Genomic DNA, 26,242 nt, shown 5'->3' with positions numbered 1-26,242 from the left:
TTCCTTTTAGTGTGGCGGGCCAATAGCAGCCTGTGCGAAAAAGCCCATAGCCTAGTACATGAAGGCCTCACAGGCCAGCCCCGCCGGGTTACTCCTCGAGAAGCCGGAGGCAGGCCTGGTCGCTGTCATTAACCAGGCCATGGATTTCAATGCCGGTATTACTGTGATAGAGATCGAACAGAAAATCCGCAATCTCGGCGGTAACAATCTGCCCCGGGATCAACACCGGGATCCCGGGTGGGTACGGTACGATCTGGTCGGCACTGATGGCGCCGATCAGGTCGCTGTTGACACCGCGACCACCGGATGCGAGTGGTACTACCCGGCAGTTGCCAAAGTAGGCATCGCGCGGGAGACAGGCAAACTCGCTCAGTGCAGGCAACGGTGTGACACTGCGCCGGGGGGGAGTCGCACTCCGGTTGGCGGGCGCCTTCAGGGCCAGCTTGCTGAGCGCATTGAGCAGCCGCAACACCTTGCTGTCAGTGGCACCCAGGGTGACCAGGATACTGAGCGTGTTGTGGGTCACCTTTTCCACCTGGATACCGTAATCCTCGAACAGCGCCAGTTGAATCTGCCGTGCGGAAAAGCCCGACCCGGACACATCCACACTGAGCTTGCAGGGATCCAGCAGGACATCGTCATCAACGAGCTCCGCGGGCAGCATGTCGGCAAGCGTCAACACGCGGAATACACCCGTGCGGTTGATGCCTTCGCGAAGCTGTGTGGCGATATCGAAGCAGGCCTGCAGGCGCTGAAAGCCCTCCATGCTCATTTGTTTGCGGGCTACATCCAGGCTCGCGATCATCGCGTACTGGGGGCTGGTGGACGTATGCATGTTGAGATTTTCGCGAAACCTGTGCTCGTCAAAATCCGGGTCGGCTACGTGAATCATGCTGGCCTGGGAAAAGGCGGAGAGCATCTTGTGGGTGCTCTGGGTCACGTAATCGGCACCGCTTTCCAGCGCACAGGGACGCAGCTGCGGATGAAACCGGCCATGGGCATACCAGGCCTCATCGATCAGCACCTTGATGCCGGCGGCGTGGGCATGGGCGATGATCGGCGCCAGGTCGTAGCGAAAGCCGTCATAGGTGCAACTGGTCAATACCAGCAGGCGAGAATCGGGGTGCGCATCAATCGCGGCCAGTACCCGCTGCCGGGGCACCGGGCCGTAGAATCCGAAATGGGGATTCAGCGAGGCCTGGAGATACACCGGCTCGGCGCCAAATAACACCACTGCATGATGCACCGACTTGTGGCACGCCTGATCGAGGATTACCTTGCCACCGGCACCCAGCAGTTGCTGCATGATCACCTTGTTGGCGGTTGAGGTGCCATTGGTGACAAAAAACGTATGGTCGGCGCCAAAGGCCACGGCTGCCAGCTCCTGTGCCTCCTGGATCACACTGTGCGGCTCCAGCAGGGAGTCCAGCGACTGTACCGATACCGACAGATCGGTATTGAAAACATGCTCTCCCATCATCTGGTAAAAATCGCTCACCCAGGGGCTGTCGCGGAGACTGTCACCGCCAGAGTGACCCGGGGTATGCCAGGGATCCTTGGCGCTGTAAACATAGTCGCGCAGGGTATCGGCAAATGGCGTGCGGGCGCGACGCTGGATCGCCGTGCGCACCTGGCGGTACAAGTGCGCCGGCTTGCCGTCCTGGCGATCCAGCAACTCTATCGGCAGCGGACCGTAATCAACCTCCGCAACCGGCATCAAAAACAGGTCCAGTTCCGGCCGCAGGCGGTTCAGTTCGGCGATCACCGCGGCGGCGTCCGGGAGTGCTGCAGCGTCGATGAGCACCGCCTGCAGCAGTCCGTCTTCCGCGGCCAGCCGACGCGCCTGTTCCGCGCTCCCGGCATAGACAAACTGCAATGCGCAATGGTGTTGCGGCCGCTGTTCCACGGCGGCGCAACGGTTGAGCTCAGCCACCAGCCCGGTGGCAAAACCCTCGTCGCCACTGACCATGACCACACGACCTTGCTGTTCACGCATGAGTTGCGACACCTCGGTTATTCATTGGGCAACGCACTATCGCGCTTGATCGCATAGGCCTCGGGATCCAGACGCTTCATTTCAGACTCGATCCAGCGTTCGACCTCATCCATCAGTTCGCCGGGTTTGCGGCCCAGCGCCGACACCGGTGTACCGATGGATACATCAATGACACCGGGAATAAACGTGAAAGTACGCCGTGGCCAGCAACGCCCGGAGGTGACCGCTATCGGGATCACACTGGCGCCCGTCGCTACCGCCAGGCGCGTGGCACCGGACTTGTAGTCACCCTTTTTGCCACGCTCCGTGCGCGTCCCTTCGGGAAACATGATCACCCACTTGCCACGATCCATGAGCTCGCGGCCCTGGGCAGCGACTTTGGTCCAGGCCTGGGAGCGCTTCCTGCGGTCAATATTGACCATTTTCAGGCGTGCCAGGCACCAGCCAAAAATGGGGATATAGAGCAATTCACGCTTGAATACGTAGGCCAGCGGATGTGGTGTCATGCTCGGGAAAAAAAACGTTTCCCAGGTCGACTGGTGCTTCGGGCACAGCACCACCCGCCGCATATCCTCGGCATCGGGCAGGTTCTCCATACCGTGAACCCGGTACTTTACCCCACCGACCAGATGCGCGGCGATGATGACACCGCGCAGCCAGGGTACGGCGAAGGTCCACCACAGGCGCGTATCACTCAAAAACAGGGAGCACACAACCAGGCCAAGACCGAACGGAATGACCGAGACGACCATCCACATAAATACCAGCGCTGAACGAACTGCATTCACGCTTGGGTCCCCCCTGGCAAGGGCAGTCCGGACTTGGCCAGGAACTCCGCTATGCCGGCATAGGCCTCCTCGGCCTCGGGCAACTCGGGTGTAAAAATCTGCCAGACATGCACCATGTGCGGCCAGGTCTGGAGCTCCACCGGCGAGCCCGCCAGTTGTGCCTTGATCACGTAACGGCGAGCATCATCCAACAGCATTTCCTGCTCGCTGGCCTGCACCAGCACCGGCGGCAACCCCGCCAGTTCACCGCGCAGAGGCGACACATCGGGGTGCGAAGGGCGAATCCGGTTGTTGAACCAGGTCAACCACAGCAGCACCAGCGATGGGATTTTCGCCAGTTTACCGAACATGGGCCCCAGCATGGGGTCTGTAGCCAGGTTACTGCGCATGCTCGGCGCATTCATGGTGATGTCCGTGGATGGCGAAAACACTACTGCGGCATCGGCCTGACGCACGCCTTCATCCCGCGCCCACGCCAGCAGGGCCAGGGAGAGGCTGCCGCCGGCTGAGTCTCCGGCCACCATCAGGTAATCGAGCGGCTCAGGGCCGTGTGGCCCGTTTTTCACAATCCACCGCCAGGCATTGCGGCAATCTTCTATACCATCAGCGCGCCGGTATTCGGGCATCAACCGATAGTCCAGGGAAAATACCGCTGCGCCGGTCAGGCGGGCCAGCCGATCAGTAATCGCCCGGTGACTTTTGGGACTGCCCGCAATCCAGGCGCCGCCATGAATATACAGCAGACGCCGGCGGCAATCAGCGCCGGGCGCCAGCACCCACTCGCCTCGAAGCTGGCCCTCCGCTACGGGCTGAAAGCTGCTGCTGAAGTCGCGGCCATCACTCATTGAATCCATATAATCGCGAATTGCCCGCAACTGTGCCTTGCCCCGCAGGGCTCGACCGGCGCCAGCAAACTCGCCGAGTTTCGCCACCACCGCATAATGCGACTCGCTTGGCGTGTCCTGGGGGGCCGCCAATGGCGGCTCATCAAGCCAGCTGAGGTTCTCGCCACGCAGGTATAACAGGCTGAATGCAAACAGCACCAGTAAAGCGAGGATGAACCAGACCATAAAGTAACTCCGGAGGAAATACGGGGTTGCATTAAACCAGAATGCCAATGCACAGCACAACGCGGACACTTCCCACCTGGGCGGCCCGACCTGGGCGGCCCCACCTACGCGGCCCGACCTGCGCGGCCCGACCTGGGCGGCCCCACCTACGCGGCCCGACCTATGAATATCCGTCGGGAGCGCTATACTGGTGGGTTAAGTAAGTAGACAAGGGGCCCTCGGGCGGACCAGACAGTGAAAAAGCCGGTAACCAAAGCAGATCTCAGAGCAGCGCTGGAGCAGGAAACGAAACAGTTCCTCAACACCGGCGGCACTGTAGACGCGGTTCCCCTGGGCACCAGTGGCAAAGACCCACTGGCAGCACCACTGCATCTTACCCAGCGACTTTTCCTGGAGCCCCGGGCCGAGCGTACCCCGGTACCCGAAGTGGTGGCCACCATTGAGGCGCGTCGCCGAGCGCTGCGCAAACGCAGCGCCCGCCAGACACGAACGGTCCGCTCACAGCCAAAGCGTAAAACGATCTACGACGACTTCGGTGAACCCCTGCGGAAAATATGGGTAGAGGATTAACCCTCTTTTATTGTTCGACTGCCGACTGCTCCGCGGCGTCACCACCAGCATTTTTTCCGGCAACACCTTCCCGGGCAAAAACAAAGCGATCTTCGGGCACATAAACTGTAAGAATCTGGCCGCCCACCAGCTCCCCAACCGGGTACTGCCTGCCTTCAATAGTGACTCGCCAGTTGCTGCTGGTACGAACACTGGCCTGGTGGCCGGTGCTGCCATCACGGTGCACCGTGCGAATGGTCAGGCGATTACCGACCACCCGGATAACTTCCACCTGAACCTGCGCATAGAGCACCCCGTCTTTCTCATAAACCCCCTGGCATACTTCGTCGATATCGGGGTAGCTTTGGTGTACCGCATCGGACCAGTCAAGGGTTGCGCAGGTGGCAAGCCGGGTCTCGATATCATATTGGGCCCCGGCGTTGGTGGTGGCACCCAGCACAAAGAGCAGTAACGCATTTCCCAGTCGCTTTCCCATCGGCTTGCTCTCCCAGACCATTTTTCCACCTCTAGCCTACTTTGAAACCTGACCGCGCACCGAACCCGCAGGACATCCACTGCTGGCAACCCTCTGCCAGAATACGGCCTGGTTACCCGGGTGGAAGCGCCTGTTTTAATCCTTAGCACCTGTTTCAGCGTATTACCTGATACTACTTTATACTACTGTACAGAGGTTAACTGCACATGATTGTCCTGCATGAAAAAATAGACGTACCACGCCCCGTCCACGAGGCCTTCGCCTATGTGCAGGATTTTTGCACCACGACGGAATGGGATGCGACAGCGATAACAGCCACCCGACTAACTCCCGGGCCAATAGCCGTTGGAACGCGCTTCGAGGTGGTCTGCGACATGCCTGTCGGCAGTGTCACCCTGTGCTACACCATTACCCGTCTCGAACCAGACAAAGTACTGGAATTGCACGGCACCTGTCGGCTCTTTGAGGTAACTGATGTTATCCATTTCAGCGAGACCGCATCCGGCACTCATATCGACTATCGGGCCAGCTTTGAGTTGAAGGTTCCCCTCGGCCCCGCGCACGGGCCAGTGAAACGCGGCATGCAGCGCATGGGCCGTAAGTCAGTGGAGGGTCTGAGGCTTGCGCTCGAAGATGATTTTCCGGTACCGGAAATCTCCCCGGCAAATGCCCGGGCAGATCATTGGGTGCTGCCCGGCCTGGCCCTGTTCAGTCGCCTCGGCTACAAAAAGGGTCGAAAGCACTGGTATCCCATGTCGGCCTGGATGGGCGACAAGCATGTGGTAATCACCGGTGCCAGCTCGGGCCTGGGTCTTGCTACCGCCACCGCACTGGCAGAGCGCGGTGCCACCCTGACGCTGGTGCTACGCAACCCGGACAAGGCCAAGAAGCTACTTGACCAGCTGCGCCGCGACACCGGTAACCATAATATTTCAATAGAACTGGCGGACCTGAGCCTGATGGCCGAGGTAGAGGCGCTGGTCAAGCGACTCCAGGCAAAGGCCAGGCCGATCGATGTGCTGATAAACAATGCCGGCGCCCTGTTTAACTCCAGAACCGAAACTGCAGAGGGTATAGAGAAGTCTTTTGCACTGCTGCTGCTCAGCCCCTATCGACTCACCGAGGGGCTCAGGCCACTGCTGGCAGCGGCACCCCGGGCACGGGTAATCAACGTGGTTTCCGGTGGTATGTATTCGCAACCGCTGGCGATCGACAAACTCGTTGCAAAGGAATCCGATTATTCGGGCAGCGTGGCCTACGCACGTGCCAAGCGCGGGCTTATGGTTCTCACCGAGCAATGGGCGGATGATTGGGCCGCGGACGGTATCGTTGTCAATGCCATGCACCCGGGCTGGGCCGATACCCCGGGGGTGGAGTCCGCTCTACCCGGTTTTCATAAACTGACCCGAAGGATCCTGCGCAGCCCGGAAGAAGGGGCCGATACCATTATCTGGCTGGCCGTAGCCACTGAGGCAGGCAAGGTCAGCGGCAAACTGTTTCTTGACCGCGAGCCACGCACCACTCATCTTCTTGGCAAAACCGCCGACAGGCCCGAAGAGCGGAAACGCCTGCAGCCTTTCCTGGACTCTTTCCCGGCGCCTGCAGGGTAGTTTTCGTTCAATCACTCCCTGTGCCGGCGGGCTGAGCAGCTGAACCAGCGCCATACAGCGCACGCATCAACTTGCATCTGTAACCGGCTATGGCTAGGGTTGGCTTCCGCAATAAGGAAAGCAGCCATGAGCACAGCGGTCACACCCTTTACTATCGAGATTCCGGAAGCCAGCCTCACTGACCTTCAGCAGCGCCTTGCCATGACCCGATGGCCCGATGCGCAAACCTGTGGTGACTGGAGCCAGGGGATTCCCCTGGACTACACCCGGGAACTCGCGCATTACTGGCAGCAGCGCTATGACTGGCGGCGCTGTGAACGGGCACTGAACCAGCGCCCCCAGTTCACAACCCGGATCAACGACATTGATATTCACTTTATTCACTGTCGCTCGCCTCACCCTGGTGCCCTGCCCATGGTGATGTCACACGGCTGGCCGGGATCGATCCTGGAATTTTCTAAGGTCATTGATGCCCTCACCGACCCGGTCGCTCACGGCGGTGCCGCCGCAGACGCATTTGATGTCGTTATCCCGTCCCTCCCCGGCTATGGTTTTTCAGGCAAACCCACTTCCAGCGGCACGTCGGTGGAAGTGATAGGACGCATGTGGGGCGAGCTGATGGGCCGTCTTGGCTACGATCGCTATGTTGCCCAGGGCGGAGACTGGGGCAGCGTTATCACCCAGAGCATGGGCCAGACTGAAACCGACCATTGCGCCGGGATCCATATCACCATGCCTATCGTCGCTCCGGACCCCGCTACCATGGACAATCTCAGCCCACAGGAACAGGGCGCACTGGATGCCATGACCTTCTACCAGCAATGGGATTCAGGCTATTCCAAACAGCAATCCAGTCGGCCCCAGACCCTGGGGTATGGGTTGGCGGACTCGCCCGTGGGCCAGATGGCGTGGATTATTGAAAAGTTTTATGCCTGGACAGACTGCGATCGCGACGGTGTGAAACATCCTGAAAATGCCGTCAGTCGCGATGAATTGCTGGATAATGTCATGCTTTACTGGCTCAACAATACCGCCGCCAGTTCCGCAAGGCTGTACTGGGAAAGTTTCAACACGCCTAATCTTGACCCCATCAGCATGCCTGTGGGCTGCTCAATTTTCCCGAAAGAAATTTTTCGCAGCAGCAAACGCTGGGCAGAAAAACGCTTTCATAACATTATCCACTGGAATGAGCTTGAAGCGGGCGGCCACTTTGCCGCGCTTGAACAGCCCGAGCTGTTGATCAGAGAACTCCGCGACTGTTTCCGCGCGCTGCGCTGAACAACGCGCTTCACTTTACAGGACCCGTTCGATGATACCCGATTTTGATTACGACGCACCCATCTTCAATCCCTTCACTTCCGAGGAAATCGCGCCGCCCTTCTCCGCACACTGGGAAGCAAAACGCCGTGCGGCACAGGCGGTGCGTGAACTTACCGAAGTACTGGTGACCAGTAACGCCGATATCGCCACGCTCAACGCCTTCACCGACAGCATTACCGCAAGCAGGCAGCATTTGGCAGAGCAGCCGCGGCTTTACGGAGTGACAGCCTTCATTCGCGAAGGTGGTCATGGCCACCACGGTGAGGTCAACCACGAACTGAACGCAGTGGGCGGATTCAGTAACCCGCTGGCCCCGCAGCTGAACATGTGGCTGGAGAAAGAATCTGCCTTTGGCACCGTCACTTGTGGCTACGCTTACGAGGGCCCGCCAGGTTACATTCATGGTGGCTATATTGCCGCCATATTCGACCAGTTTCTGGGTATGGCTCAACTGATGGGTAAAAATCCCGGCATGACCGGCTGCCTGACGGTCCGTTACCACCGGCCAACCCCCCTCAATACCCCCCTGGACCTCAGCGCGAGTCTGCGCGGCAGTGAGGGCCGCAAAACCGTCGTTACCGGGGAAATGCATGCGGCAGGCGAACTCACCGCGAGTTGCGAAGGCCTGTTTATACGGCCGAGGGCCCCGCTGAAGGTACGTTAGGCAGGTCGGGATACGGCACTAGCGCTCGAAAGCCGCACTGGTGTTGAGGCTGCTGGAAAAAGGCACCGGGCTGAATTCGTCAGCACGGTCATCATCCTGATCTACTACAGGCCGCCTTGTGGCAATCGCCTCAGGCTGGCTAACCGCCTGCTGCCGGACGGCGACATTAAACCCCGGTGAATCCAGGGGATGTGGCCCGGGAACATCAATTGGCGCCGACGAGCCCGGTGCGGGGAAATAATGATCATCCAGGCCAGGTGGAGACGACCGATGCCGCCTGCGCTCTGCCAGCTCGGCCACAGGCTCCCGGGGATCTTCGTTGACCAGCGGCGCGAGGTCACTGGCAAGCGTTTCGGGGGGCTGGGCCAGCGCGCGTTGCCTGAGCACCTGATTGGCGCAGTCCGACCAGCGGCCAAAATGTGCCGACACCGAAGGGTCCGGCATACGGTGCTTTCGAAACTGGCGCTGGGCATCCATGAAACGGTGTTTAACCGCCAGGTAATGGTAGATGTGGTCTTCGGTTTGCAGTGGCACCAGATCTGCGCCACCCCGGACAATCAGCATCCTGGGTGACAGGACACCCTGCAAGCTGTGCAGCAGGTCCGCCAGGAAGCACAGTCGAAATGCCGAGTGCAGATTGGTCTTGCCCTGGGTATCGCAGGGCACGTATAAATAGTCGCCCAACTCGGAGAAGCCACTGGTTCTCATCAGCAGGTTGGCCGAACCAGACAGGGGGCCAACAGCCAACTGGCCGTTAATGATGAAATCGATTCCTTCGCGCATCGCCTCCATCGTGGCCCCACGCCGCTCGGACTCGGTTTCCTCCCACTCTATCAGCCGAACCTGTCGGCCCTCGGCGCGCAGAATCTCGGCAACGTCATCCTGCCGCTGCATGCTGTTGCCGGGAGGCTGGCTACCAGCATCCGGGGCAATGCCATGCCCGGGATTTTCAACCGTCAGCCGCTCCATCCAGGAAGCAAATGGGGACTCCTTGAACAGAACCAGATCTTCGGACGTGTAGGTAACCGCACTGTCGACACTATAGCGATACATGACTGGCTGTTGTCTCCGCTGAAATCAAATTCCGCAACAATCGGAAGCTGCAGTAGCAAGTCCCTTTATAGCGGATTGAACCGGCACTGTCCACGACGGCACCGCCCATCACCACGGCGGGGCCGGCGGTCAGCTATCGGTAAAAATCAGTGCGCCGCCGACATAGGTCTGTTTGACCCGCAGGTCCCGCATCGCCGAAGGCTCGGCCAGCGGGCTTCCGGACAGCACGACCAGGTCGGCATATTTACCCGGCTCGAGGGATCCCCGATTATCCTCCTGGAAAATCTGCCAGGCGGCATCAATTGTCACCGCTCGCAGCGCGGTCATCGCATCCACGCGCTGCTCCGGCCCCAACACCCTGCCAGCGTATGTCTCGCGCTGAACCAGGCTCCAGGCTGCCTGCAATGGCCGCATGGGGGTGACGGGGGTGTCCATGTGGGAACTGAAGCGCAGGCCTGCAGCCTCTGCCCATGCCGCCGGGCTGATGGTTGCGGCGCGTTCGGGGCCCAGGAAAATATCATGATGCCGGTCGCCCCAGTACCATGTATGGGCGGCAAAGAAACTGGGGGTCACCCCAAGCTCACGCATGCGCTCAATCTGGTCCTTGCGCGCCATCTGCGAGTGAATCAGGATAAAACGTGGATCGGACACCGGGTACGCAGCCTGCGCTGCCGCAAAAGCATCCAGGATATCGTCAATAGCGGCATCGCCATTGCCATGAACCGCCAATTGAAACCCGGCGCTGTGCAAACGCAGTACCTGCTCGAATAATCGTTCGCGCAATACCGCGGGATAACCGCGATATTCGGCATCACCGTGAAATGGCTGGTGATAGGGGCGGGTCAGGTAGCCGGTGTAGCCCTGAATGCTGCCGTCGGCGATGATTTTGACCGCACCCATTTGCAGTCGATCGCGCTCGTACTCCTCGGGCTCGTAGTCTCCCGCCAGCACCAGCTCGCGAAAATCAGCCTCCAGGGGAAACACCATCAACCGCAGCGGGATGGTACCCAGGCGATTGGCCAGGACAAAACCCCTGACCATTTCCGGGCCGGCGCCCCCGGCCTGGGCGGTGGTCACTCCGTGCGCCGCATACTCGCGTACTGCAGACCCGATCATCCTGAACAGGTCGACAACGCCCAGGTCCAGCATCTTTTCCACGACTGGCAGGCGAGCGGTCTCCTCCAGCAAACCGGTAAGCTCGCCGGTATCGTTGCTTCGCACAATAACCCCGCCCTCGGGGTTCGGTGTCGTCTCGTCAATGCCAACCTCAGCCAGGGCCCTGCTATTGGCCACCGCCATGTGGCCCGAAATGTGCAATACCGCGACGGGATGCTCATCCGACACCGAGTCAAGCTCTTCGCGGGTAGGATGGCGGCTCTCCGCCAGTGCCGTATCGTCGTACCCGAAACCGGATACCCAGTCACCGGCGGGCGTGATCGCGGCACGCTCAGCCAGTGCTGCCAGCAACTGCGCCATAGTGCCGACATTACCGATGGGCGGACTGTTGAGGTCCACCGCCACGGTATTGAGGCCGGAACCCGGAAAATGTCCGTGAGCGTCGATAAAACCGGGCAGCAGGGTACCGCCATGGAGGTCGACAATATCGGTACTGGAGGTCACCAGTGCCATTATGTCCGCCGTACTGCCAACGGCTTCAATGCGATCGTTGCGCACGGAAAGCGCCTGCACCACGCGGTTGCTGGCGTCCATGGTGATAACCTCACCATTAATGAACACCTGGTGCTCTGGTGGTGCCGGCAACCGTGTCGCGATACTGAACAATGTCGCCAACCCGACAATCAGCGCGACGAGTACCGCAAGCCCCGTTTTCCAGTTCATAGTGATCCCTCGCCGTGCGCCGCGGACTGCCGGTGGTTACTCAGGCGGCGGCTCCGATAAGGATGTCCGCCAGCCTTGCACGATGCCAGCTGCCATCACCCCACAATACCTGCGAGTGCTTCTGGCGTTTGAAATAAAGGTGCACATGACATTCCCAGGTAAACCCGATACCACCGTGCGTCTGCACCGAACGGCTACTGGCGTAGGCGGCCATGTCACTGGCCGAAGCCTTTGCCATGTGGGCATACTGCGCCGCCTTTCCCACTTCCGTATCACACGCACAGGCGGCGTTGTAGACCAGCGACTTGGCCTCATCGATGAGCAGCATCACTTCCACCAGCGGATGCTTGATCGCCTGGAAATAGCCCAGGGTGTGGTCGAATTGCTTACGCGTTGCGGCGTAATCCACCGAAGTCTGCAACTGCCACTCGGCTGCTCCCACCATATCTGCGGCGAGCAGGGTCCAGACCGCGGGCATTGCATTATTGATGGCAGCGAGTGCATTAGCGCTGACCTGAACCGCCGGGCTGCCATCGAACCGGATGTGTGCCTGGTCCCGGGTAAGATCGACAATACCGTCGGCGACCCGGCTAACGCCGGGGGCATTCATCGGCAGCCAGAAAAGGCCAAGGCCGTTTTCCGTATGCGCACAGACCAGAAGCCGGTCGGATTTGGCCGCATCCTGGACAAACCAGGCGCTGCCGTGGAGTCCGTCCGCGTCATGGCGCACTTCGGTGGCACCGGGGTCCCAGCTGCCGTGACGATTGCTGAATGCCAGTGTGGCCGACTCACCGGACGCGATATCCGCCAGAGCCGCCTCGCCGTCGGCACCGCAGCCGATCAGCACATAGGTTGCGTTTAGTGTGCCCAGCAGGGGGCAGGGAAAGGCAGCCCGGCCCAACTCTTCTACCAGGCCTGCAACCGCAGCCACCGGCATGCCGACACCGCCGGCGCTTTCCGGTACAGCCAGCATGGTCCAGCCAAGGTCAACCAGTTTTTGCCAGAGAGATTGATCCCAGTCGCAGGTTGGGGCGCGGTCCGGATTGTGGTCCGCCGCGACCAGTGCGTGGAGTTTGTCGGTGGTAAAATGTTCACGAAAAAACTTGCGCGCGGATTCCTTCAGCAACGCAGCCTCTTCACCGAAGCCGTAATTATTGGGTTGTGCCATGGGTGGTGCTCCTGTTGTCCGGACGTCGGCTTATTTGGATTTGGCCAGGCCGAGCACGCGCTCGCCAAGGATATTGCGCTGCACTTCACTGGTTCCCGCGGCAATCGTCATGCCGTAGGAATTCATGTAGGCCAGCGGCCACTGCCCGCCGGCAGGAGCATTCTCATCCGCGAGATACAGCGATGAACGCATACCTTCCACTTCAAGTGCCAGTGCCGCAGTCTGCTGGGCAATTTCACTGGCCAGCAGTTTGTTCTGCAGCGGCAGGCGCATGGGGTGATCAAGCAACGCCTGCACCCGTGTGCGGCGCTGGTTCTGTTTCAGCCCCTCTTCCCTGATCAGCTGGCGCATGATCTTGTCGCGCAGCAGGGGATCGTCGGCAGCACTGTTTTCCTCACCGCGCTTGCAGGCCTTTGCCAGTTCGATGACGTTCCCGGCAGTGATGGCGTGGGTAGACTTGTTCTTCATGCCACCAGCACGGGGGGTTTGCAGTTCGCCGGCGCCGCGCTCGTGCAGCAATGTGGTCATGGCCACCTGCCAGCCCTTGCCGAGCTCGTCCAGGCGGAAACGATCATCGACTTCAAGGTTGTCAAAAATCACTTCGTTGAAACCGGTTTCCCCGGTGATCTTGATTAGCGGCCGCACGGTGACACCCTTGCCCAGTGCCGAACGAATCGGCACCACAAAATAAGACAGGCCGTCGTATTTGTGCGACTTGTCGGTACGCAGCAGGATGATCATCCACTCGGCAAAATGCGCCAGGGAGGTCCATACCTTGTGGCCGTTAATCACCCATTTGTCGCCCTTGCGTTCGGCAAATGTCTGTACGCTGGCCAGGTCGGACCCGGCACCCGGTTCACTAAAGCCCTGGCACCAGATATCCTCACCGGAAAACAGGCGCGGCAGCAACTCCGATTTGACGTCCTCCCGAGCGTGGTAGAACACGGTCGGTGCCGCCATGCCCAGGCCGATGACATTGGGAAAAAACGGGGTCCGCGCGGCCATCATTTCTTCATTGGCAACGGTCTGGCAGTTGCTGCGGCCACCGCCGCCCACCTCAACCGGATAGTCACAACCCACCAGGCCGGCGTCATAGGCAGATTTTTGCCAGGCCTGCAGGTAGGAGAGCTGGTCTTCAGTCATGATTTCCAGTGGTGATTGCGGCAATCGCACCGATGGTTCTCCGGGCTTGTTTGCAGCCAGCCACTCACGGCAATAGGCTCTGAATTCCGCCTGCTCAGGCGTATCTTTACGGGCACTCTCGGACATTATTCACTTCCTGTAGACGGTTAAATCCAGTTATTCGAGTTTTGAACAGCCCCGGAATTGTGGTGGATTCCGGCAGCCATCGCAAGCGAGCTCGCCCGGCTAGTAGTGTGGCGGTAGCTCCGGGCCGGTATCCCCGGGCCGCTCATCCAGCTGTGAGCCCTGCTCGTCCTGACGCTGCTTGAGCAACTCCAGCTGGCGCCTGAACAGCAGCAATTCCCGCTGTTGCGCGGCCACAGCATCCTGCAGCGCCTGTACCACGTCCTCCTGAAAGGCAAACTGACTCTGCAAATCGTCCAGCGCCAGCTTCAAGTGCTTTTTCTTCATGTCCAGGCTCGCGCTCCGGCGCGGTTCAAATGCAGACCGGAGGCTAATATACTCTGCTCCCCGCCACAATCACCAGGACCTGATATGGCCAAACATGACTCGACAAACTCCCGGCTGGTTTATTCCACTGCCAGCGGGCGGCTGTGCCCTCAGTGCCAGCGCCCTGTTGCCGGCTGCGTATGTGGCAAAGATCGCCCGGTGACCGTTGGCGATGGCATTGTCCGCCTGCACCGGGAAACAAAGGGCCGCGGGGGCAAGGCTGTGACAATCGTCAAGGGGCTACCTCTGGCGCCCACTGAACTACGGGCGCTGGCCAAGGTACTGAAACAGAAATGCGGGGTCGGCGGGGCCGTCAAGGACCAGGACATTGAAATCCAGGGGGACCAGCGTTCGCTATTGCAAAAGGAACTGGAAAGTCGCGGCTACCAGGTTAAAATTTCCGGAGGATGATTTGATCTTTTAAAAGAATTTATCAACTGATCGACGATTTTAAGCCCATTAATGACTATAATTTTACCGCTGAAGAGCATGCAAATTCGCGCAGTTACGCCCGACTTCCATAATATAATTAAATAAACCCTCGCAAACCGTTATTTTTATTGGATTTATTATTTTCTTGTGGTAAAAAAGAAGCGTGCAAGACCATTACATCCTTTCGAGGGACAGGCGCATGTATGTAACTGCAGAGCATCTCCGGGAACAGGTTATCCGTCCCACTCTCAGATATCTTGATGTCTGGACTGTCGAATACGAAGATTTTTTGCTGCAATCGGCCATCACGGCGCCAGACCTGGGCCTGTTTTCGGCGCGAAACAGCGGCCTGGGGCTCTTCCACATCACCGCCGCCCAACACCGCGATATCTGGGATCGTTATCTCGCATTCAAACCCGAACTGGCCAGCCGGGTACGGGGTCTTGCCAGCCAGAGAGCATTCCTCAGCGACCCGGACAGCGAACTGCAAACCAACCTGAGCTACTGCACCGCCATAGCCTGGTTGCTGCACCAGCGTGCAGGTGGAACTACCGCGGCGGCCCCGAGGCGCAAGGTCGCAGCCACCGCCTGAAGCGCAGGATCGGATAACACCCCTGCATTGCAAAATAACCGCCGATGCGCCAGCATCCTGCATCTCCTGTCTTGTCGGTCGTGGTATAGGCACATTTCGTGAATCCCGGTAAAAATGCCCTCTCATTTTCCCTCAGACCCGCATGCGAGTCGGACCTGGACGCTCTCGATCACCTGGAAACCGCCAGCTTTGCCTCCGACCGGTTGAGCCGCCGCCGGCTGAAACACTGGATTCAGGCCCCAAACAGTATTTTGATTGTCGCCGAAACCAGTGACGGCATTCTCGGCTATGGCCTGGTACTGCTCCACCGGGGGACTCGCCTGGCACGCCTGTACTCCATTGCCGTTTCGGATCTTGCCCGGGGGTATGGCCTGGGTCGGGCGCTGATGAAGGAGCTGGAGACCGGCGCCGCCGCAAGAGGCAGGCTGTTCATGCGCCTGGAAGTTGCCCAGGATAACAGCACTGCGATCAGGCTTTATGAGTCATTGGGCTATCTCGCATTCGGCACCTACCACGCCTATTACGAAGACCAGCGAGACGCCTTGCGGATGCAAAAACAGATTCGCTATGCGCCGGAAAATCTCAAATCGAAACGGATACCCTGGTACAGGCAAACCACCGAGTTCACCTGTGGACCCGCCGCCGCGATGATGGCAATGGCCGCGCTGGATCCCGGGTTCAAGCCCAACCAGGAGCAGGAGCTGGACATCTGGCGGGAAGCCACAACCATTTTCATGACGTCCGGCCATGGTGGCAGCCACCCGGTAGGTCTGGCGCTGGCGGCATCGCGGCGCGGCTTCAACACCGAGGTGGTGATCAACCGCAAGGGGCCGCTGTTCGTGGAAAGCGTACGCAACCCGGAAAAAAAGCAGGTAATTACCGCCGTACACGAACACTTCCTGAACCGCGCCAGCGACGCTCATATCCGCGTACGCTACCGGGACCTGACCCAGAAGGCCATTGAGCAATGGCTGTCGGAAGGCGCCATGGTACTGGTACTGATCAGCACCTACCGGATGGACTATAAAAAGTCACCCCACTGGGTGGTTATCAGCGCGGTGGACGACCAGTGTCTCTATCTGCATGACCCGGACCCCACCGAGGGCGAACAAAGTGGCCTGGATTGCCAGTATCTACCCATTGCCCGGACGGACTTCGATAAAATGTCCCTGTTCGGTCGGGAACGCTTGCGAACTGCCGTGGTTATTCGCAAAGCCTCTCCCGCCTGAGCCCCCGGCTATCGCCCCCGGTTTTCCAGTCTCCGCGCAAACTCACTCATGATCTGCATGTAGAGCTCGTCACCGATAAACTTGTCTTCAACTCCCTGCTCCAGGCTCGGGTTGTCGTTTATTTCAATAACATAGACCTTGCTACCCTGCTGTTTGATATCCACGCCATAGAGGCCATCCCCAATAATGCGCGCCGCTTTCAGGGCGGCATTGAGCACGCTCCTGGGCACTTCGTAGGTAGGAAGTGTTTCAAAACCACCGCTGCCTATCCGGTCATCGCCATGGTCGTATATCTGCCAGTGATCTTTGGCCATGAAGTAACGGCAGGCGTACAAGGGCCGATTGTTGAGCACCCCGATGCGCCAATCGTAATCGGTATAAAGAAACTCCTGGGCTATCACCAGGGCGGACTTCGCCAACAGGTCGCCAAGCACGCTCGCCAGTTGCTGCCTGTTCTCCGCGCGGGATACGCCCACCGAAAATGAACCATTGGGGATTTTCAATACCAGGGGGTAGCCGAAACAGGCCTCGAGCGCATCCAGGTCGTCAGGCGCATTATTCGAGACGATTCGGGTTTTGGGGGTGGGCACCCCGCTATACGTAAACGCGTCCTGCAGGAACACCTTGTTACAACACCGGAGAATGGAGGTCGGGTCGTCCATCACCACCAGGCCCTCGATCTCCGCCTTCCGGGAAAAATGGTAGGTGTGGTGGTCTATACCGGTAGTTTCGCGGATAAACAGCGCATCAAATTCACTCAGCCGGGCGTAGTCGGCCGGGCCGATGAACTCGACATGAAAACCGACCTTGGTTGCGGCTTTCTCCATTCGCCTGAGCGCTTTTTCATCACTGGGCGGTAGTTTTTCCGTGGGATTGACCAGTATCGCCATATCCCAGCGACTGGCTTTGTGCTGGCGGGGTTTACGCCACAAACTCTGGGTGAATTTCTCCAGTGCATCGAGGAAATGACCGGACTCCGCCTCGTTCAGCTCCTCGAAACCGGAAGGGTCGACGGACTGCACTTGCCAGGAACCCTGCCACAGTAGTGCTACCTCGAGGATGGGACAGGGGAAGCGCTCGAACAGCTTGCGGGCCAGCAACTTCAGCTCAGGATTTTCGGTTTTGCCAAAATAAATCTTGAAACGGATATCAGCACAATCACCCTCCCCCGACAGTTTTTTCAACTGCACCGGCAATCCATCCACCTGCAGCAGGTAAAGTTGCTGGCTCCCGAGGTCATTCAGGGTATTCACTGAAGGCAATACCTTGTGGCCGCGGGCTTCGGCCAGAAGTGAACAATAATAACCCTTGCTCAGATAGCGATCCGTATTACACAGGTTAATGATTCGGGTCTTTTTCTGTCCCTTGATCGGGTGTTCTTTCAGATAGGTATCAAAGCTGATAACCGCGTCGGCAGGGAGGCCAGGGTGAGAAATGGAAAGGTCGTCTAGAATCAGATAAATGCTGGACATTGGCGGTTTGTCTACTCACGGAAAGAATCTGGGGCCAGCCTTACCTGCGGGCTGTCATCCGGTGAATATAAGCACTGAAGACCCGGAAAAGCCAATGATTATCTATAGTAAAAATGAGCTGTTTTCGCTGCAAAGGTGTTTCGTGCGTGAGGGTTTGCCGCTTTATGCGCAATACTATTAATTCAGTCGTGTTTGTCTGTGCCGTTATCGGTACCCTTCCGGTCTCCGTAGGGGCCAGTCCACCCGAGCCCGGGCGTATGTTGAACCTGAGTGTGGGCCAGCTGGGTATTGATCGCCGGCTTAACAATCGGGGGCTGTACGGCGCCGAATTACGCCTGCAACCCATTGACTGGTACCAGCTGGTGCCTTCAATCGGCCTTGCGGCCAGTGAAACCGATGCCGGTTTTGTTTACGTGGATGTGAAAAAGGACTTTTTCCTGTCGCCACACTGGTATGTGACTCCCGCTTTTGGTGTGGGTATATTTAATGAGACTCGCGAGTTTCGACTGGGTCACTCGCTGGAATTCCGTTCTGGAATGGAAGCGGGATACCGCTTTGATAACCATTATCGCCTTGGCCTGGCGGTCTTCCACTTGTCCAATGGCGGTCTCTCCGAGGAAAATCCCGGCACCGAAATTGTCGTGTTGTCGCTTTCTATTCCGTTGTAGACACGCCCTGCTATCCGCAGGGCGTGGCCATTTTCCGACCCGGTTTACGGCAGGATCACACTGTCAATGACATGAATAACACCGTTGGACGCTTTGATATCGGTGGTGACAACGTTGGCATTATCGATCATTACGCCGGCTGCTGACGCCGAGATGTCGACTGTGCCGCCCTGCACGGTCGTCGCTTCGGAGAGCTCGACCACGTCCTTCGCGTAAACCGCCCCAGGGACTACGTGATAGGTCAATATATCAACCAGCTTCTGCTTGTTTTCAGGCGCCAACAGGCTTTCCACAGTGCCTGCAGGTAACTTGGCAAAGGCCGCGTTGGTGGGCGCGAAGACAGTGAATGGCCCCTCCCCGGAGAGTACATCCACCAGCCCCGCTGCCTTCAGTGCGGCAACCAGGGTGGAGAAATCGGCATTCCCAGCGGCAGTCTCAACGATAGTGGGCATACTATGCATTTCGCCCTTCTCGTGGTGCCCGGCGTGAGCACCGGTTGCAACCAGGGCAGTCATCAGTGTCAGTGAGGTTATCAGGCTTTTTACAATGTTCATGAGCAATCCTCTCATTAATCAATTGGGCCGGCTCAGAACCTGGCCGCCCCGCGTGTGGTTAACGCATGGTAAATACGAGCGCGGCAAAAGAACCAGACCTCCACTGTCCGCCTTATGACCAGGTCATTAAGCAATGTCTTTTCGCGTCTGGCGCACTACACTGAAGTAGTGCATCATCAGGCATCGGGGGCGGCCATTGTGGGCTCCTGATCCAATAACATTGCGTATGAGAGTACGGCATAAACAGGGAGTATCATTATGGGTATCGAAGTCGGCGGTCTGCTCGGCCTGATCTGGCTGGTTCTCGTTATCTGGGCGATTATCAAGGTTGCCCAAAGTCCGGCCGGGGGCCTGGCGAAAGTACTGTGGATCCTCATCCTGCTATTTTTGCCCGTGATCGGGCTTATTGTCTGGTTCCTGCTGGGGCCCAAAGGCTAGCACAGGCGGGCGACCCTGGAGCGCAGGTAGGGAACCACCTCCTGTTCAAACCATTCATTATTCCTCAGCCAGCGCCGGTTTCTGGGAGAGGGATGCACCAGGGGCACCACCTCTGGAGCAAACTTCCGCCAATCCATTACCCGCCGGGCCAGTGAAGGGTATCGTCCCTCGGTGTAGTGTGCCTGCGCGTAACTGCCCACCAGCAAGGTCAGCTCGATATTAGGCAGGGCGGCAAGCAGGCGCTGATGCCATAGCGGCGCGCACTCCTTGCGCGGCGGAAGATCGCCGGATTTCCCCCGCCCGGGGTAGCAAAAACCCATGGGCATGATCGCTATCCTGCTTTCATCGTAAAACGCTTCCCGCGACAGGTCCATCCAGCCTCGCAAGCGATCACCGGAAGGATCATTCCAGGGCACCCCGGTGGCATGCACTCTGGTACCCGGAGCCTGGCCAATCACCATGATCCTGGCACTGGCCTGTCCTCGCACAATGGGATTTGCGCCCAGCGGCAGCACCGTATCGCACGCGCGGCAGGCCCGCACTTCCTGCAACAGGTCTTTCAGTATCATCGTGTTCATTCAGGCATCATCATAACGGTGGGCTTGCTGGTACAAGCCAGGAGGCGACGAGGGTTTCGACTTCGACTTCGATTGCCGCCAGCCGGTCCCACTTCTGAGTCTTGATTCGCGGCAAAGTTCACCCCTGACCGGCTTGACCATAAGCCAATGTCCACGCGTACATCGGACGTGCGGGCCGGGTTACACCCCCATCTGCACCGTCTCACCGGCGGAATTCGAACGGTGTTCAGCAAGCAACGCCTGAATCTCTCCCGGCCCAAGAGTCTCTTTTTGCAACAGGGCCTCTGCCAGCGCTTCAAGCTGTGGACGATGATCATTCAGTAAAACCATCATTTCCTGTTCAATACCTTTAACCAGCGCGCCGATCTCCTCATCAATAACCTGCGCCGTGTGCTCGCTGAAATCCTGTTGTTGCGCCATTTCACGGCCCAGAAAAACATGCTCCTCGCCTTGATGAAAGGCGATCGGGCCCAGTTTCTCGCTCATCCCCCAGCGAGCCACCATGTGCCGGGCCAGACGGGTAGCCTGCAGGAGGTCCTGCTCTGCGCCGTTACTGAACTCGCCGAAAACCAGTTTTTCCGATATCCGTCCACCCAGCATTACACCAATTCGATCGTGCAGGTACCGTTGCGACAGGTTATGGCGCTCCTCTTCGGGAATCTGTTCAGTGGCACCGAGCGCGTGACCGCGGGGGATAATGGTGACCTTGTCCGGAGGGTCCGCATTGGGCAACAGCCCGGCCAGCAGCGCATGGCCTGACTCATGATAGGCAATCCAGCGTTTCTCCTCATCGGTGACAACCATCTCGCGCTTTCCGCCGAGCACAATCTTGTCCCTGGCGCCAAGGAGGGCCGCCATATCAACCTGTTCCTTATTTTCCCGCCCAGCCAGCAATGCGGACTCATTCACCATGTTTTCGAGGTCCGCGCCGGAAAACCCCACGGTGAGAGCGGCCAGGCGCTCCAGATCCGCATCGTCCGCCAGGGGCACCTCGCGACTGTGGATCCTGAGCATTTCAATACGCGCCTTTTTATCCGGCAAATCCAGTGTCACCTTGCGGTCGAATCGTCCGGGGCGCAACAGCGCAGAATCCAGCACATCGGGACGATTGGTCGCCGCTATCACCACCACCGCCACATGCGGATCAAAACCGTCCATCTCACCCAGAATCTGATTCAGTGTCTGCTCCCGCTCATCGTGCCCACCCCCCAGGCCCGCACCCCGTGCCCGCCCAACCGAATCTATTTCATCAATGAAAATAATGCTGGGGGCCTCTTTTTTGGCACTTTCAAACATATCCCTGACCCGGGAAGCACCCACGCCGACAAACATCTCAATAAACTCCGAACCACTGATACTGAAGAACGGCACGTTGGCCTCGCCGGCTACCGCTCTGGCCAATAGTGTCTTGCCGGTGCCGGGAGCACCCATCAACAAAATGCCCCTGGGAATCTTCGCACCCAGTTTCTTATAGCGCTCGGTATTCTTGAGATAGCTGGTGATTTCCCGCAAATCGGCCTTGGCATTCTCGAGCCCGGCAACATGGTCAAAGGTGACCTGGGAATCCTCGACACGAAACTTTTTGGCTTTTGATTTGGCGAAGTCAAACATGCCACCGGCGCCACCAGCCAGGCCCTTAGACATCTTACTGCTGGCATACCAGAGAAGACCAATCAACAGTAACCAGGGCAACATGCCGATCATCAGCGTGGTCCAGAGGTTGGCCTGCTCCGATTCGGCATGCATTTCCACGTCGTGTTGCTGTAACAGGGTAATCAGTTCCGGGTCGTCAATTGGCGGCAGTGTTGTTTTAAAAGTCCGCGGACCAGCCTCGTCACCCCCCGCAGGGCCTGCGGGCTTCAATTGACCGCTTACCTCATCACCCTGGAAGGTGACACTGACGACCTCGTCACTGCGAATCCGTTCCTTGAACTGGTTATAGGACAGCGTTCTCTGTTCGGGACCCAACCACAGGGAGGCAAACATTAACGCCAGTACAAACCAGATAAGGTAATTCCACCAGGGCAGGGCCTGCGGCTGCTTTATGTCCGGTTTCCGATCGGCTGGATTATCTTTGTCCATGGGCTCCCTGTAATTCGCGTACCCGATAGCAGGTGCCAACAGAGAGCGCAGATCACTTTAGCAACGCCTCTCTCCTGGAGCCGCTGTCAGTCGCATCAAGAAAACGGCGTTCCGGCTTCGCCAAAGCAAAACCCAGACTATGTTTTTAACACGCCAGGTCTGCCGGATCATTGCGAATTCTCAATCAGCCATTTCGGGACAAAGCGGCCTTTCCGGGGGCAGGTCAGATATCCGGAAATACGGGCTCCGGCAGGCTCTCAAAACCCGGCCGGGCAAACAGGTATCCCTGAAACAGACTAACACCCCGGCTCTTCAGCCAGGCATACTCGGCAACCGTTTCAACACCTTCTGCAACGATCCGGCCGCCCAGCTGGCTCATCATGGTGATGATACCGTTGACCACGGCCTGCTTGTTCGGCTCCTGATGGATGTTGCGCACCAGGGCCATGTCCAGTTTCAGAAGGTCCGGGGGGCTCGCGGTCAGGATATTGTAGCGGGAAAAACCGGCACCGAAGTCATCAATGGCCGTACTGAAGCCCATACCCTGGTAGGCCTTGATGATCGAGACCAGGTGATCAGTGGAAGTCACATCCTCGCCTTCAACCAGTTCAAAGATGATCTTGCGGGTATCAAAGTTGTAAGTCTGGGCTGCTGCCAGTGTCGTGCGAATACAATATTCCGCCTGGTACACGGCGTTGGGCATGAAATTGATACTAAGCCTGCTTTGCATCCCCAGCCGGGAAGCAAGCTTTACCGCCTTGACCCGGCAAATCTGGTCAAAGGAATAGCGGTTCTTTTCATTGACCCGGGACAGTATGCTCCAGGCACTTTGCTGCTCCACGCCCCGTACCAGTGCCTCATAGGCAAAGACCGACTGATCGAGTACATCCACGATAGGCTGGAATGCAAAAGTGAACTTGAAATCCAGCCCCTCACCGCAGGCGCACTGGTGGCAATGGGTTTCGTCAAATAGTACTTCTGGTTGCTGCACGGCGCCTCCACGGCTGTTGTTATCAGAGTCCGATTTTATAGATTACCTTTGTTTTATGCCACGGATAACCGGCAACTTCTGTACTCGCTGCAACGAACTCCCGCAATTTGTTCACAGTGGTTGGCTTGGGGCGCCAGATGCTCTAGGGTAAGACTGCGGCCATGCCTGGAGCTATTTCATGAACCGAGCTTTTCACCTCACCAGCAACCTCGCCGACACCAGCGTAATGGCTGCCGATGCCGTGCGCGGGCAGATGGCCGTCCACCCCCAGATACCCAGCGACAACATCAATCCCCAAGCCCTGGCTACCGCCGCGCATTACATCCAGTGAGAGACAAATTTATGCAACAGGCTATTCCCGGCATGACCGCCCAACAATTGCTCACCCAATATCGCGATGGTTCACTTTCACCTCTGGAGGTGACACGAGCCATGCTCGATCAGATAAAACGCCTGGACGGAGACGTTAACGCGTGGTGCCTGGTAGATGAGGAAACCACCCTGCGCCATGCGCGGGAATCAGAACAGCGCTATATATCGGGAACCGCCACGGGGCTACTGGACGGCGTGCCGGTAGCCGTGAAGGATGTCTTTCTCACTCCCATGTGGCCCACACTCAAGGGTTCGAAAACGATTGATCCGAAATCCACCCTCGACAAGGAAGCCCCCTCAGTGGCCGCGCTTGCGCGGCACGGCTATGTCCCCCTGGGTAAGACCACCACGCCCGAGTTCGGCTGGAAGGGAGTGACGGACAATCCGGTCGATGGTATCAGTCGCAACCCCTGGGATCCCGATCTGACCCCCGGTGGCTCCAGCGGCGGCAGCGGCGCCGCGGTGGCTCTGGGAATGGGGCCGCTGGCACTGGGCACCGATGCGGGTGGCTCCATCCGCATACCCGCGAGTTTTTGCGGTATTGTCGGACTCAAGCCAACTTTTGGCGAGGTCCCCCACTGGCCGTCGAGCCCCTTCGGGACCCTTGCCCACGCCGGTCCCATGACCTGGACCGTAGAGGACTGTGCATTGATGATGAACGTGCTTACCGAGCCCGATCATCGCGACATCAATGCCCTGCCAAGGCGCAATATTGATTATCTCGACGCCATTTCCAATGTCGACCTGAGCGACCTCAGAATCGCTTATAGCGCCAATCTTGGCTATGTTGACGTGGACCCCGATATCGGCCGGGCGCTGGCCGAGGCGGTAGCGGTGCTGCGTTCCCTGGGTGCCACTGTCGTAGAGGCTGACCCGGGGTTTGTCGATCCGCTCGCCGCCTTTGGGCACTTGTTTTACAGCGGCGCAGCGAATGCCATGCGCGACCTCGGCAAGCAAAAGCGCGAGCTGATGGATCCGCAACTGGTAGCAGTGGCCGAGAAAGCCGGCAAACTGTCCATGCTCGACTATCTGGGAGCGGTCAATGTACGCAATGCCCTCACCGAGCGTATGGCGGGTTTTCACCGTAAATATGACCTGCTGCTGACACCCACACTGCCCATCACCGCCTTCAGGGCCGGCCGGGAAGTACCCGAAGACTGGCCAAGCACGCGCTGGCCCTCGTGGACGCCTTTTACCTACCCCTTCAACATGACCGGCCAGCCCGCACTGTCGGTGCCCTGCGGTTTTGACGGCAAGGGGCTCCCCATAGGCCTGCAACTGGTGGGCCGGCGTTACGACGACGCTACCGTATTGCGGGCTGGCGCCGCTTACCAGCAGGCGGCCCCCCTTACCCACCGACGGCCCGCCCTGTTTGGAGAAAATGCATGAGCAAACTTGATCTGGAAGTCGACTTCTATGAGTCCGCAAACCCGGTATGGAATCCGGCCCTGCTGACCATCCCGGTACCGGGCATTCGCAAGATGGTCAACCTGGCTGCCACAATGGAAGACGTTATCCACCTCTCCATTGGCCAGCCGGATATTCCGGCACCGCCACATGTCATAGAGGCCGTGGTGGAGGCGCTGCGTGCGGGCCAGACGGGCTACACCATGGATGCCGGCCTGCCGGAGTTACTCGAAGCCCTGGCAGACTATTATGGTGAGCGCAGCGGTCGCAGTATCACCGCGGAGAACATACTCATTACCACCGGCGCCACCGAAGCGCTGTACCTGGCTATTACCGCGGTATCCGCTCCGGGACGCGAGTTTATCGTGGTGGATCCCTCTTTCATGCTCTACGCCCCGCTGATTCGGATGAACGGGGGAGAAGTGCGGGAAGTTCCCACCCGGGTGGAGAATAATCATCAGCTGGATCCGCAGGACGTGTTTGATGCCATTACGCCCAATACCCACGCTATCGTACTTAATTCCCCCAGCAATCCCACCGGTACCGTTTACCCGCGCGAAACCATTGAACAGATTGTCCAGGAAGCGGCCTACCGCGGCATTTATATCATCAGTGACGAGGTATACGATCACCTGATCTATGACGATATCGACTATGCCAGCGTGCTGTCCTGCTGCAGTGACCTCGATCACGTCATGGTGATCAGCAGTTTCTCCAAGACCTTCAGTATGGCTGGTATGCGTATTGGCTGGATGATCGCAAGCCAGGGGGCGATCAAGAAACTGCGGCGCTATCACATGTTTACAACGACCGTTGCCAATACGCCCTGCCAGTGGGGTGGCGTCGCTGCCCTGCGGGGCGACAATAGTTTCATCGATGAGATGGTCGCCACCTACCAGAAGCGCCGCGATCGACTGATTGAACTGGTAGCGCTGACACCCCAGCTTAGCGGCTACAAGCCCGAGGGCGCCTTTTACATGTTCCCGTCCCTACCCGAGGGCGTTAATGGCAGTAACGTGGCGTTGCGCCTGTTGCGGGAAACCGGGGTCTGCACTATCGCCGGCGATACCTTCGGGGACAGTTGCAGTAATGCACTGCGCATCAGTTATGCCACTTCCATCACCCAGATCGAGCGCGCCTTCGAACGCATCATTCCGTGGATGGAAAAACAGGACTTCAACTAGGAGCCTGTCGGACTTAAGGCTGTTCTGCTGCGGAAAAGCCTTAAGTCCGACAGGCTCC

General features: G+C 58.5%; 26 protein-coding genes. 12 read left to right on the top strand and 14 right to left on the bottom strand.

Features of this window, described 5'->3' with window-relative positions; genetic code table 11:
- Positions 1–88 precede the first annotated feature (88 nt).
- From CWI75_RS08925 to CWI75_RS08915, 3 genes are read right to left on the bottom strand one after another with little or no spacing between them, the layout of a single operon-like run.
- Positions 89–1,996 (bottom strand): aminotransferase class I/II-fold pyridoxal phosphate-dependent enzyme, encoded by a 1,908-nt coding sequence (locus tag CWI75_RS08925; RefSeq protein WP_101521164.1) that lies wholly within the window; start codon positions 1,994–1,996, stop codon positions 89–91.
- 17 nt (positions 1,997–2,013) lie between these two features.
- On the bottom strand, positions 2,014–2,784 hold the full coding sequence (locus CWI75_RS08920; RefSeq protein ID WP_101521163.1) for a lysophospholipid acyltransferase family protein: 771 nt from the start codon (positions 2,782–2,784) through the stop codon (positions 2,014–2,016).
- On the bottom strand, positions 2,781–3,854 hold the full coding sequence (locus CWI75_RS08915) for an alpha/beta hydrolase (protein ID WP_101521162.1): 1,074 nt from the start codon (positions 3,852–3,854) through the stop codon (positions 2,781–2,783). The genes CWI75_RS08920 and CWI75_RS08915 overlap by 4 nt, the downstream gene beginning before the upstream one ends.
- A gap of 234 nt (positions 3,855–4,088) precedes the next feature.
- On the opposite strand from CWI75_RS08915, the gene CWI75_RS08910 reads away from it, so the two are divergent.
- On the top strand, positions 4,089–4,424 hold the full coding sequence (locus CWI75_RS08910; protein WP_101521161.1) for a hypothetical protein: 336 nt from the start codon (positions 4,089–4,091) through the stop codon (positions 4,422–4,424).
- 7 nt (positions 4,425–4,431) lie between these two features.
- Here the strand turns inward: CWI75_RS08910 and CWI75_RS08905 are convergent, their stop codons facing one another.
- Positions 4,432–4,899, bottom strand: coding sequence for a hypothetical protein (locus tag CWI75_RS08905; protein WP_146003570.1), 468 nt, complete (start codon positions 4,897–4,899; stop codon positions 4,432–4,434).
- A gap of 206 nt (positions 4,900–5,105) precedes the next feature.
- Here CWI75_RS08905 and CWI75_RS08900 point away from each other — a divergent pair, with 206 nt between their 5' ends.
- The 3 genes from CWI75_RS08900 to CWI75_RS08890 all read left to right on the top strand — a co-directional run bounded on the left by CWI75_RS08900 (position 5,106) and on the right by CWI75_RS08890 (position 8,493).
- Positions 5,106–6,509 carry an SDR family NAD(P)-dependent oxidoreductase gene (locus CWI75_RS08900; protein WP_101521159.1) on the top strand — a complete coding sequence of 468 codons (1,404 nt, stop codon included), beginning with the start codon at positions 5,106–5,108 and terminating at the stop codon, positions 6,507–6,509.
- A 126-nt stretch (positions 6,510–6,635) separates the two neighbouring features.
- Positions 6,636–7,787 (top strand): epoxide hydrolase family protein, encoded by a 1,152-nt coding sequence (locus CWI75_RS08895; RefSeq protein WP_101521158.1) that lies wholly within the window; start codon positions 6,636–6,638, stop codon positions 7,785–7,787.
- Between the two features lie 31 nt (positions 7,788–7,818).
- Positions 7,819–8,493, top strand: coding sequence for a PaaI family thioesterase (locus CWI75_RS08890; protein WP_101521157.1), 675 nt, complete (start codon positions 7,819–7,821; stop codon positions 8,491–8,493).
- 18 nt (positions 8,494–8,511) lie between these two features.
- Here the strand turns inward: CWI75_RS08890 and CWI75_RS08885 are convergent, their stop codons facing one another.
- The 5 genes from CWI75_RS08885 to CWI75_RS08865 all read right to left on the bottom strand — a co-directional run bounded on the left by CWI75_RS08885 (position 8,512) and on the right by CWI75_RS08865 (position 14,146).
- Positions 8,512–9,546, bottom strand: coding sequence for a hypothetical protein (locus CWI75_RS08885; RefSeq protein WP_101521156.1), 1,035 nt, complete (start codon positions 9,544–9,546; stop codon positions 8,512–8,514).
- 129 nt (positions 9,547–9,675) lie between these two features.
- Positions 9,676–11,385 (bottom strand): amidohydrolase, encoded by a 1,710-nt coding sequence (locus tag CWI75_RS08880; protein ID WP_101521155.1) that lies wholly within the window; start codon positions 11,383–11,385, stop codon positions 9,676–9,678.
- Positions 11,386–11,425: 40 nt separating this feature from the next.
- On the bottom strand, positions 11,426–12,553 hold the full coding sequence (locus CWI75_RS08875) for an acyl-CoA dehydrogenase family protein (protein WP_101521154.1): 1,128 nt from the start codon (positions 12,551–12,553) through the stop codon (positions 11,426–11,428).
- 30 nt (positions 12,554–12,583) lie between these two features.
- Complete coding sequence (locus CWI75_RS08870) at positions 12,584–13,822, bottom strand: acyl-CoA dehydrogenase family protein (protein WP_101521153.1); 1,239 nt, start codon at positions 13,820–13,822, stop codon at positions 12,584–12,586.
- A 99-nt stretch (positions 13,823–13,921) separates the two neighbouring features.
- A complete protein-coding gene (locus tag CWI75_RS08865; RefSeq protein WP_101521152.1) occupies positions 13,922–14,146 on the bottom strand; it encodes a SlyX family protein in 225 nt (74 codons plus the stop codon).
- Positions 14,147–14,230: 84 nt separating this feature from the next.
- Between CWI75_RS08865 and CWI75_RS08860 the strand changes: the two genes are divergently transcribed.
- The 3 genes from CWI75_RS08860 (at position 14,231) to CWI75_RS08850 (ending at position 16,438) form a co-directional block, all read left to right on the top strand.
- Complete coding sequence (locus CWI75_RS08860) at positions 14,231–14,596, top strand: translation initiation factor Sui1 (RefSeq protein ID WP_101521151.1); 366 nt, start codon at positions 14,231–14,233, stop codon at positions 14,594–14,596.
- A gap of 220 nt (positions 14,597–14,816) precedes the next feature.
- Positions 14,817–15,209 carry a hypothetical protein gene (locus CWI75_RS08855; RefSeq protein ID WP_101521150.1) on the top strand — a complete coding sequence of 131 codons (393 nt, stop codon included), beginning with the start codon at positions 14,817–14,819 and terminating at the stop codon, positions 15,207–15,209.
- A 98-nt stretch (positions 15,210–15,307) separates the two neighbouring features.
- On the top strand, positions 15,308–16,438 hold the full coding sequence (locus tag CWI75_RS08850) for a GNAT family N-acetyltransferase/peptidase C39 family protein (RefSeq protein WP_101521149.1): 1,131 nt from the start codon (positions 15,308–15,310) through the stop codon (positions 16,436–16,438).
- A gap of 8 nt (positions 16,439–16,446) precedes the next feature.
- Here CWI75_RS08850 and CWI75_RS08845 read toward each other — a convergent pair whose 3' ends face one another.
- A complete protein-coding gene (locus CWI75_RS08845; RefSeq protein ID WP_101521148.1) occupies positions 16,447–17,910 on the bottom strand; it encodes a RimK family protein in 1,464 nt (487 codons plus the stop codon).
- A 164-nt stretch (positions 17,911–18,074) separates the two neighbouring features.
- Here CWI75_RS08845 and CWI75_RS08840 point away from each other — a divergent pair, with 164 nt between their 5' ends.
- The gene (locus CWI75_RS08840; RefSeq protein WP_162300035.1) at positions 18,075–18,578 is read left to right on the top strand and encodes an acyloxyacyl hydrolase; all 504 of its coding nucleotides are present in this window, start codon (positions 18,075–18,077) and stop codon (positions 18,576–18,578) included.
- 44 nt (positions 18,579–18,622) lie between these two features.
- On the opposite strand, the gene CWI75_RS08835 is transcribed toward CWI75_RS08840, so the two are convergent.
- On the bottom strand, positions 18,623–19,132 hold the full coding sequence (locus CWI75_RS08835) for a fasciclin domain-containing protein (protein WP_241521143.1): 510 nt from the start codon (positions 19,130–19,132) through the stop codon (positions 18,623–18,625).
- Between the two features lie 258 nt (positions 19,133–19,390).
- Here CWI75_RS08835 and CWI75_RS08830 point away from each other — a divergent pair, with 258 nt between their 5' ends.
- Entirely contained in the window at positions 19,391–19,570 is a 180-nt protein-coding gene (locus CWI75_RS08830; protein ID WP_101521146.1) for a PLDc N-terminal domain-containing protein, read from the top strand.
- Here CWI75_RS08830 and CWI75_RS08825 read toward each other — a convergent pair.
- From CWI75_RS08825 to CWI75_RS08815, 3 genes are all read right to left on the bottom strand, one after another.
- Positions 19,567–20,148: a uracil-DNA glycosylase family protein gene (locus tag CWI75_RS08825; RefSeq protein ID WP_241521142.1), complete on the bottom strand. Its 582-nt coding sequence runs from the start codon at positions 20,146–20,148 to the stop codon at positions 19,567–19,569. The genes CWI75_RS08830 and CWI75_RS08825 overlap by 4 nt on opposite strands.
- Positions 20,149–20,328: 180 nt before the next feature.
- Entirely contained in the window at positions 20,329–22,230 is a 1,902-nt protein-coding gene (gene ftsH, locus CWI75_RS08820; protein WP_101521144.1) for an ATP-dependent zinc metalloprotease FtsH, read from the bottom strand.
- A 223-nt stretch (positions 22,231–22,453) separates the two neighbouring features.
- Entirely contained in the window at positions 22,454–23,221 is a 768-nt protein-coding gene (locus tag CWI75_RS08815; protein ID WP_175580207.1) for an EAL domain-containing protein, read from the bottom strand.
- A gap of 178 nt (positions 23,222–23,399) precedes the next feature.
- On the opposite strand from CWI75_RS08815, the gene CWI75_RS18330 reads away from it, so the two are divergent.
- From CWI75_RS18330 to CWI75_RS08805, 3 genes are read left to right on the top strand one after another with little or no spacing between them, the layout of a single operon-like run.
- Positions 23,400–23,552, top strand: coding sequence for a hypothetical protein (locus CWI75_RS18330; RefSeq protein ID WP_155523010.1), 153 nt, complete (start codon positions 23,400–23,402; stop codon positions 23,550–23,552).
- Complete coding sequence (locus tag CWI75_RS08810) at positions 23,549–24,982, top strand: amidase (RefSeq protein ID WP_241521141.1); 1,434 nt, start codon at positions 23,549–23,551, stop codon at positions 24,980–24,982. Before CWI75_RS18330 ends, CWI75_RS08810 begins: the two co-directional genes overlap by 4 nt.
- Complete coding sequence (locus CWI75_RS08805) at positions 24,979–26,184, top strand: pyridoxal phosphate-dependent aminotransferase (protein ID WP_101521142.1); 1,206 nt, start codon at positions 24,979–24,981, stop codon at positions 26,182–26,184. Before CWI75_RS08810 ends, CWI75_RS08805 begins: the two co-directional genes overlap by 4 nt.
- Positions 26,185–26,242: the final 58 nt, after the last annotated feature.

The organism is Kineobactrum sediminis, from assembly GCF_002868715.1.
In the GTDB taxonomy this organism is placed as follows: domain Bacteria; phylum Pseudomonadota; class Gammaproteobacteria; order Pseudomonadales; family Halieaceae; genus Kineobactrum; species Kineobactrum sediminis.
This window is presented reverse-complemented; position numbering and strand designations above follow the sequence as displayed.

What these genes read in the sequence shown, in the direction of transcription:
- CWI75_RS08900 (WP_101521159.1), top strand. Translation starts at nt 5,106, where the DNA reads ATGATTGTCCTGCATGAAAAAATAGACGTACCACGCCCCGTCCACGAG.
- CWI75_RS08835 (WP_241521143.1), bottom strand. Translation starts at nt 19,132, where the DNA reads ATGAACATTGTAAAAAGCCTGATAACCTCACTGACACTGATGACTGCC.
- CWI75_RS18330 (WP_155523010.1), top strand. Translation starts at nt 23,400, where the DNA reads ATGAACCGAGCTTTTCACCTCACCAGCAACCTCGCCGACACCAGCGTA.
- CWI75_RS08865 (WP_101521152.1), bottom strand. Translation starts at nt 14,146, where the DNA reads ATGAAGAAAAAGCACTTGAAGCTGGCGCTGGACGATTTGCAGAGTCAG.
- CWI75_RS08885 (WP_101521156.1), bottom strand. Translation starts at nt 9,546, where the DNA reads ATGTATCGCTATAGTGTCGACAGTGCGGTTACCTACACGTCCGAAGAT.
- CWI75_RS08840 (WP_162300035.1), top strand. Translation starts at nt 18,075, where the DNA reads ATGCGCAATACTATTAATTCAGTCGTGTTTGTCTGTGCCGTTATCGGT.
- CWI75_RS08805 (WP_101521142.1), top strand. Translation starts at nt 24,979, where the DNA reads ATGAGCAAACTTGATCTGGAAGTCGACTTCTATGAGTCCGCAAACCCG.
- CWI75_RS08895 (WP_101521158.1), top strand. Translation starts at nt 6,636, where the DNA reads ATGAGCACAGCGGTCACACCCTTTACTATCGAGATTCCGGAAGCCAGC.
- CWI75_RS08905 (WP_146003570.1), bottom strand. Translation starts at nt 4,899, where the DNA reads ATGGGAAAGCGACTGGGAAATGCGTTACTGCTCTTTGTGCTGGGTGCC.
- CWI75_RS08915 (WP_101521162.1), bottom strand. Translation starts at nt 3,854, where the DNA reads ATGGTCTGGTTCATCCTCGCTTTACTGGTGCTGTTTGCATTCAGCCTG.
- CWI75_RS08830 (WP_101521146.1), top strand. Translation starts at nt 19,391, where the DNA reads ATGGGTATCGAAGTCGGCGGTCTGCTCGGCCTGATCTGGCTGGTTCTC.
- CWI75_RS08845 (WP_101521148.1), bottom strand. Translation starts at nt 17,910, where the DNA reads ATGTCCAGCATTTATCTGATTCTAGACGACCTTTCCATTTCTCACCCT.
- CWI75_RS08875 (WP_101521154.1), bottom strand. Translation starts at nt 12,553, where the DNA reads ATGGCACAACCCAATAATTACGGCTTCGGTGAAGAGGCTGCGTTGCTG.
- CWI75_RS08860 (WP_101521151.1), top strand. Translation starts at nt 14,231, where the DNA reads ATGGCCAAACATGACTCGACAAACTCCCGGCTGGTTTATTCCACTGCC.
- ftsH (WP_101521144.1), bottom strand. Translation starts at nt 22,230, where the DNA reads ATGGACAAAGATAATCCAGCCGATCGGAAACCGGACATAAAGCAGCCG.
- CWI75_RS08825 (WP_241521142.1), bottom strand. Translation starts at nt 20,148, where the DNA reads ATGAACACGATGATACTGAAAGACCTGTTGCAGGAAGTGCGGGCCTGC.
- CWI75_RS08855 (WP_101521150.1), top strand. Translation starts at nt 14,817, where the DNA reads ATGTATGTAACTGCAGAGCATCTCCGGGAACAGGTTATCCGTCCCACT.
- CWI75_RS08880 (WP_101521155.1), bottom strand. Translation starts at nt 11,385, where the DNA reads ATGAACTGGAAAACGGGGCTTGCGGTACTCGTCGCGCTGATTGTCGGG.
- CWI75_RS08890 (WP_101521157.1), top strand. Translation starts at nt 7,819, where the DNA reads ATGATACCCGATTTTGATTACGACGCACCCATCTTCAATCCCTTCACT.
- CWI75_RS08925 (WP_101521164.1), bottom strand. Translation starts at nt 1,996, where the DNA reads ATGCGTGAACAGCAAGGTCGTGTGGTCATGGTCAGTGGCGACGAGGGT.
- CWI75_RS08870 (WP_101521153.1), bottom strand. Translation starts at nt 13,822, where the DNA reads ATGTCCGAGAGTGCCCGTAAAGATACGCCTGAGCAGGCGGAATTCAGA.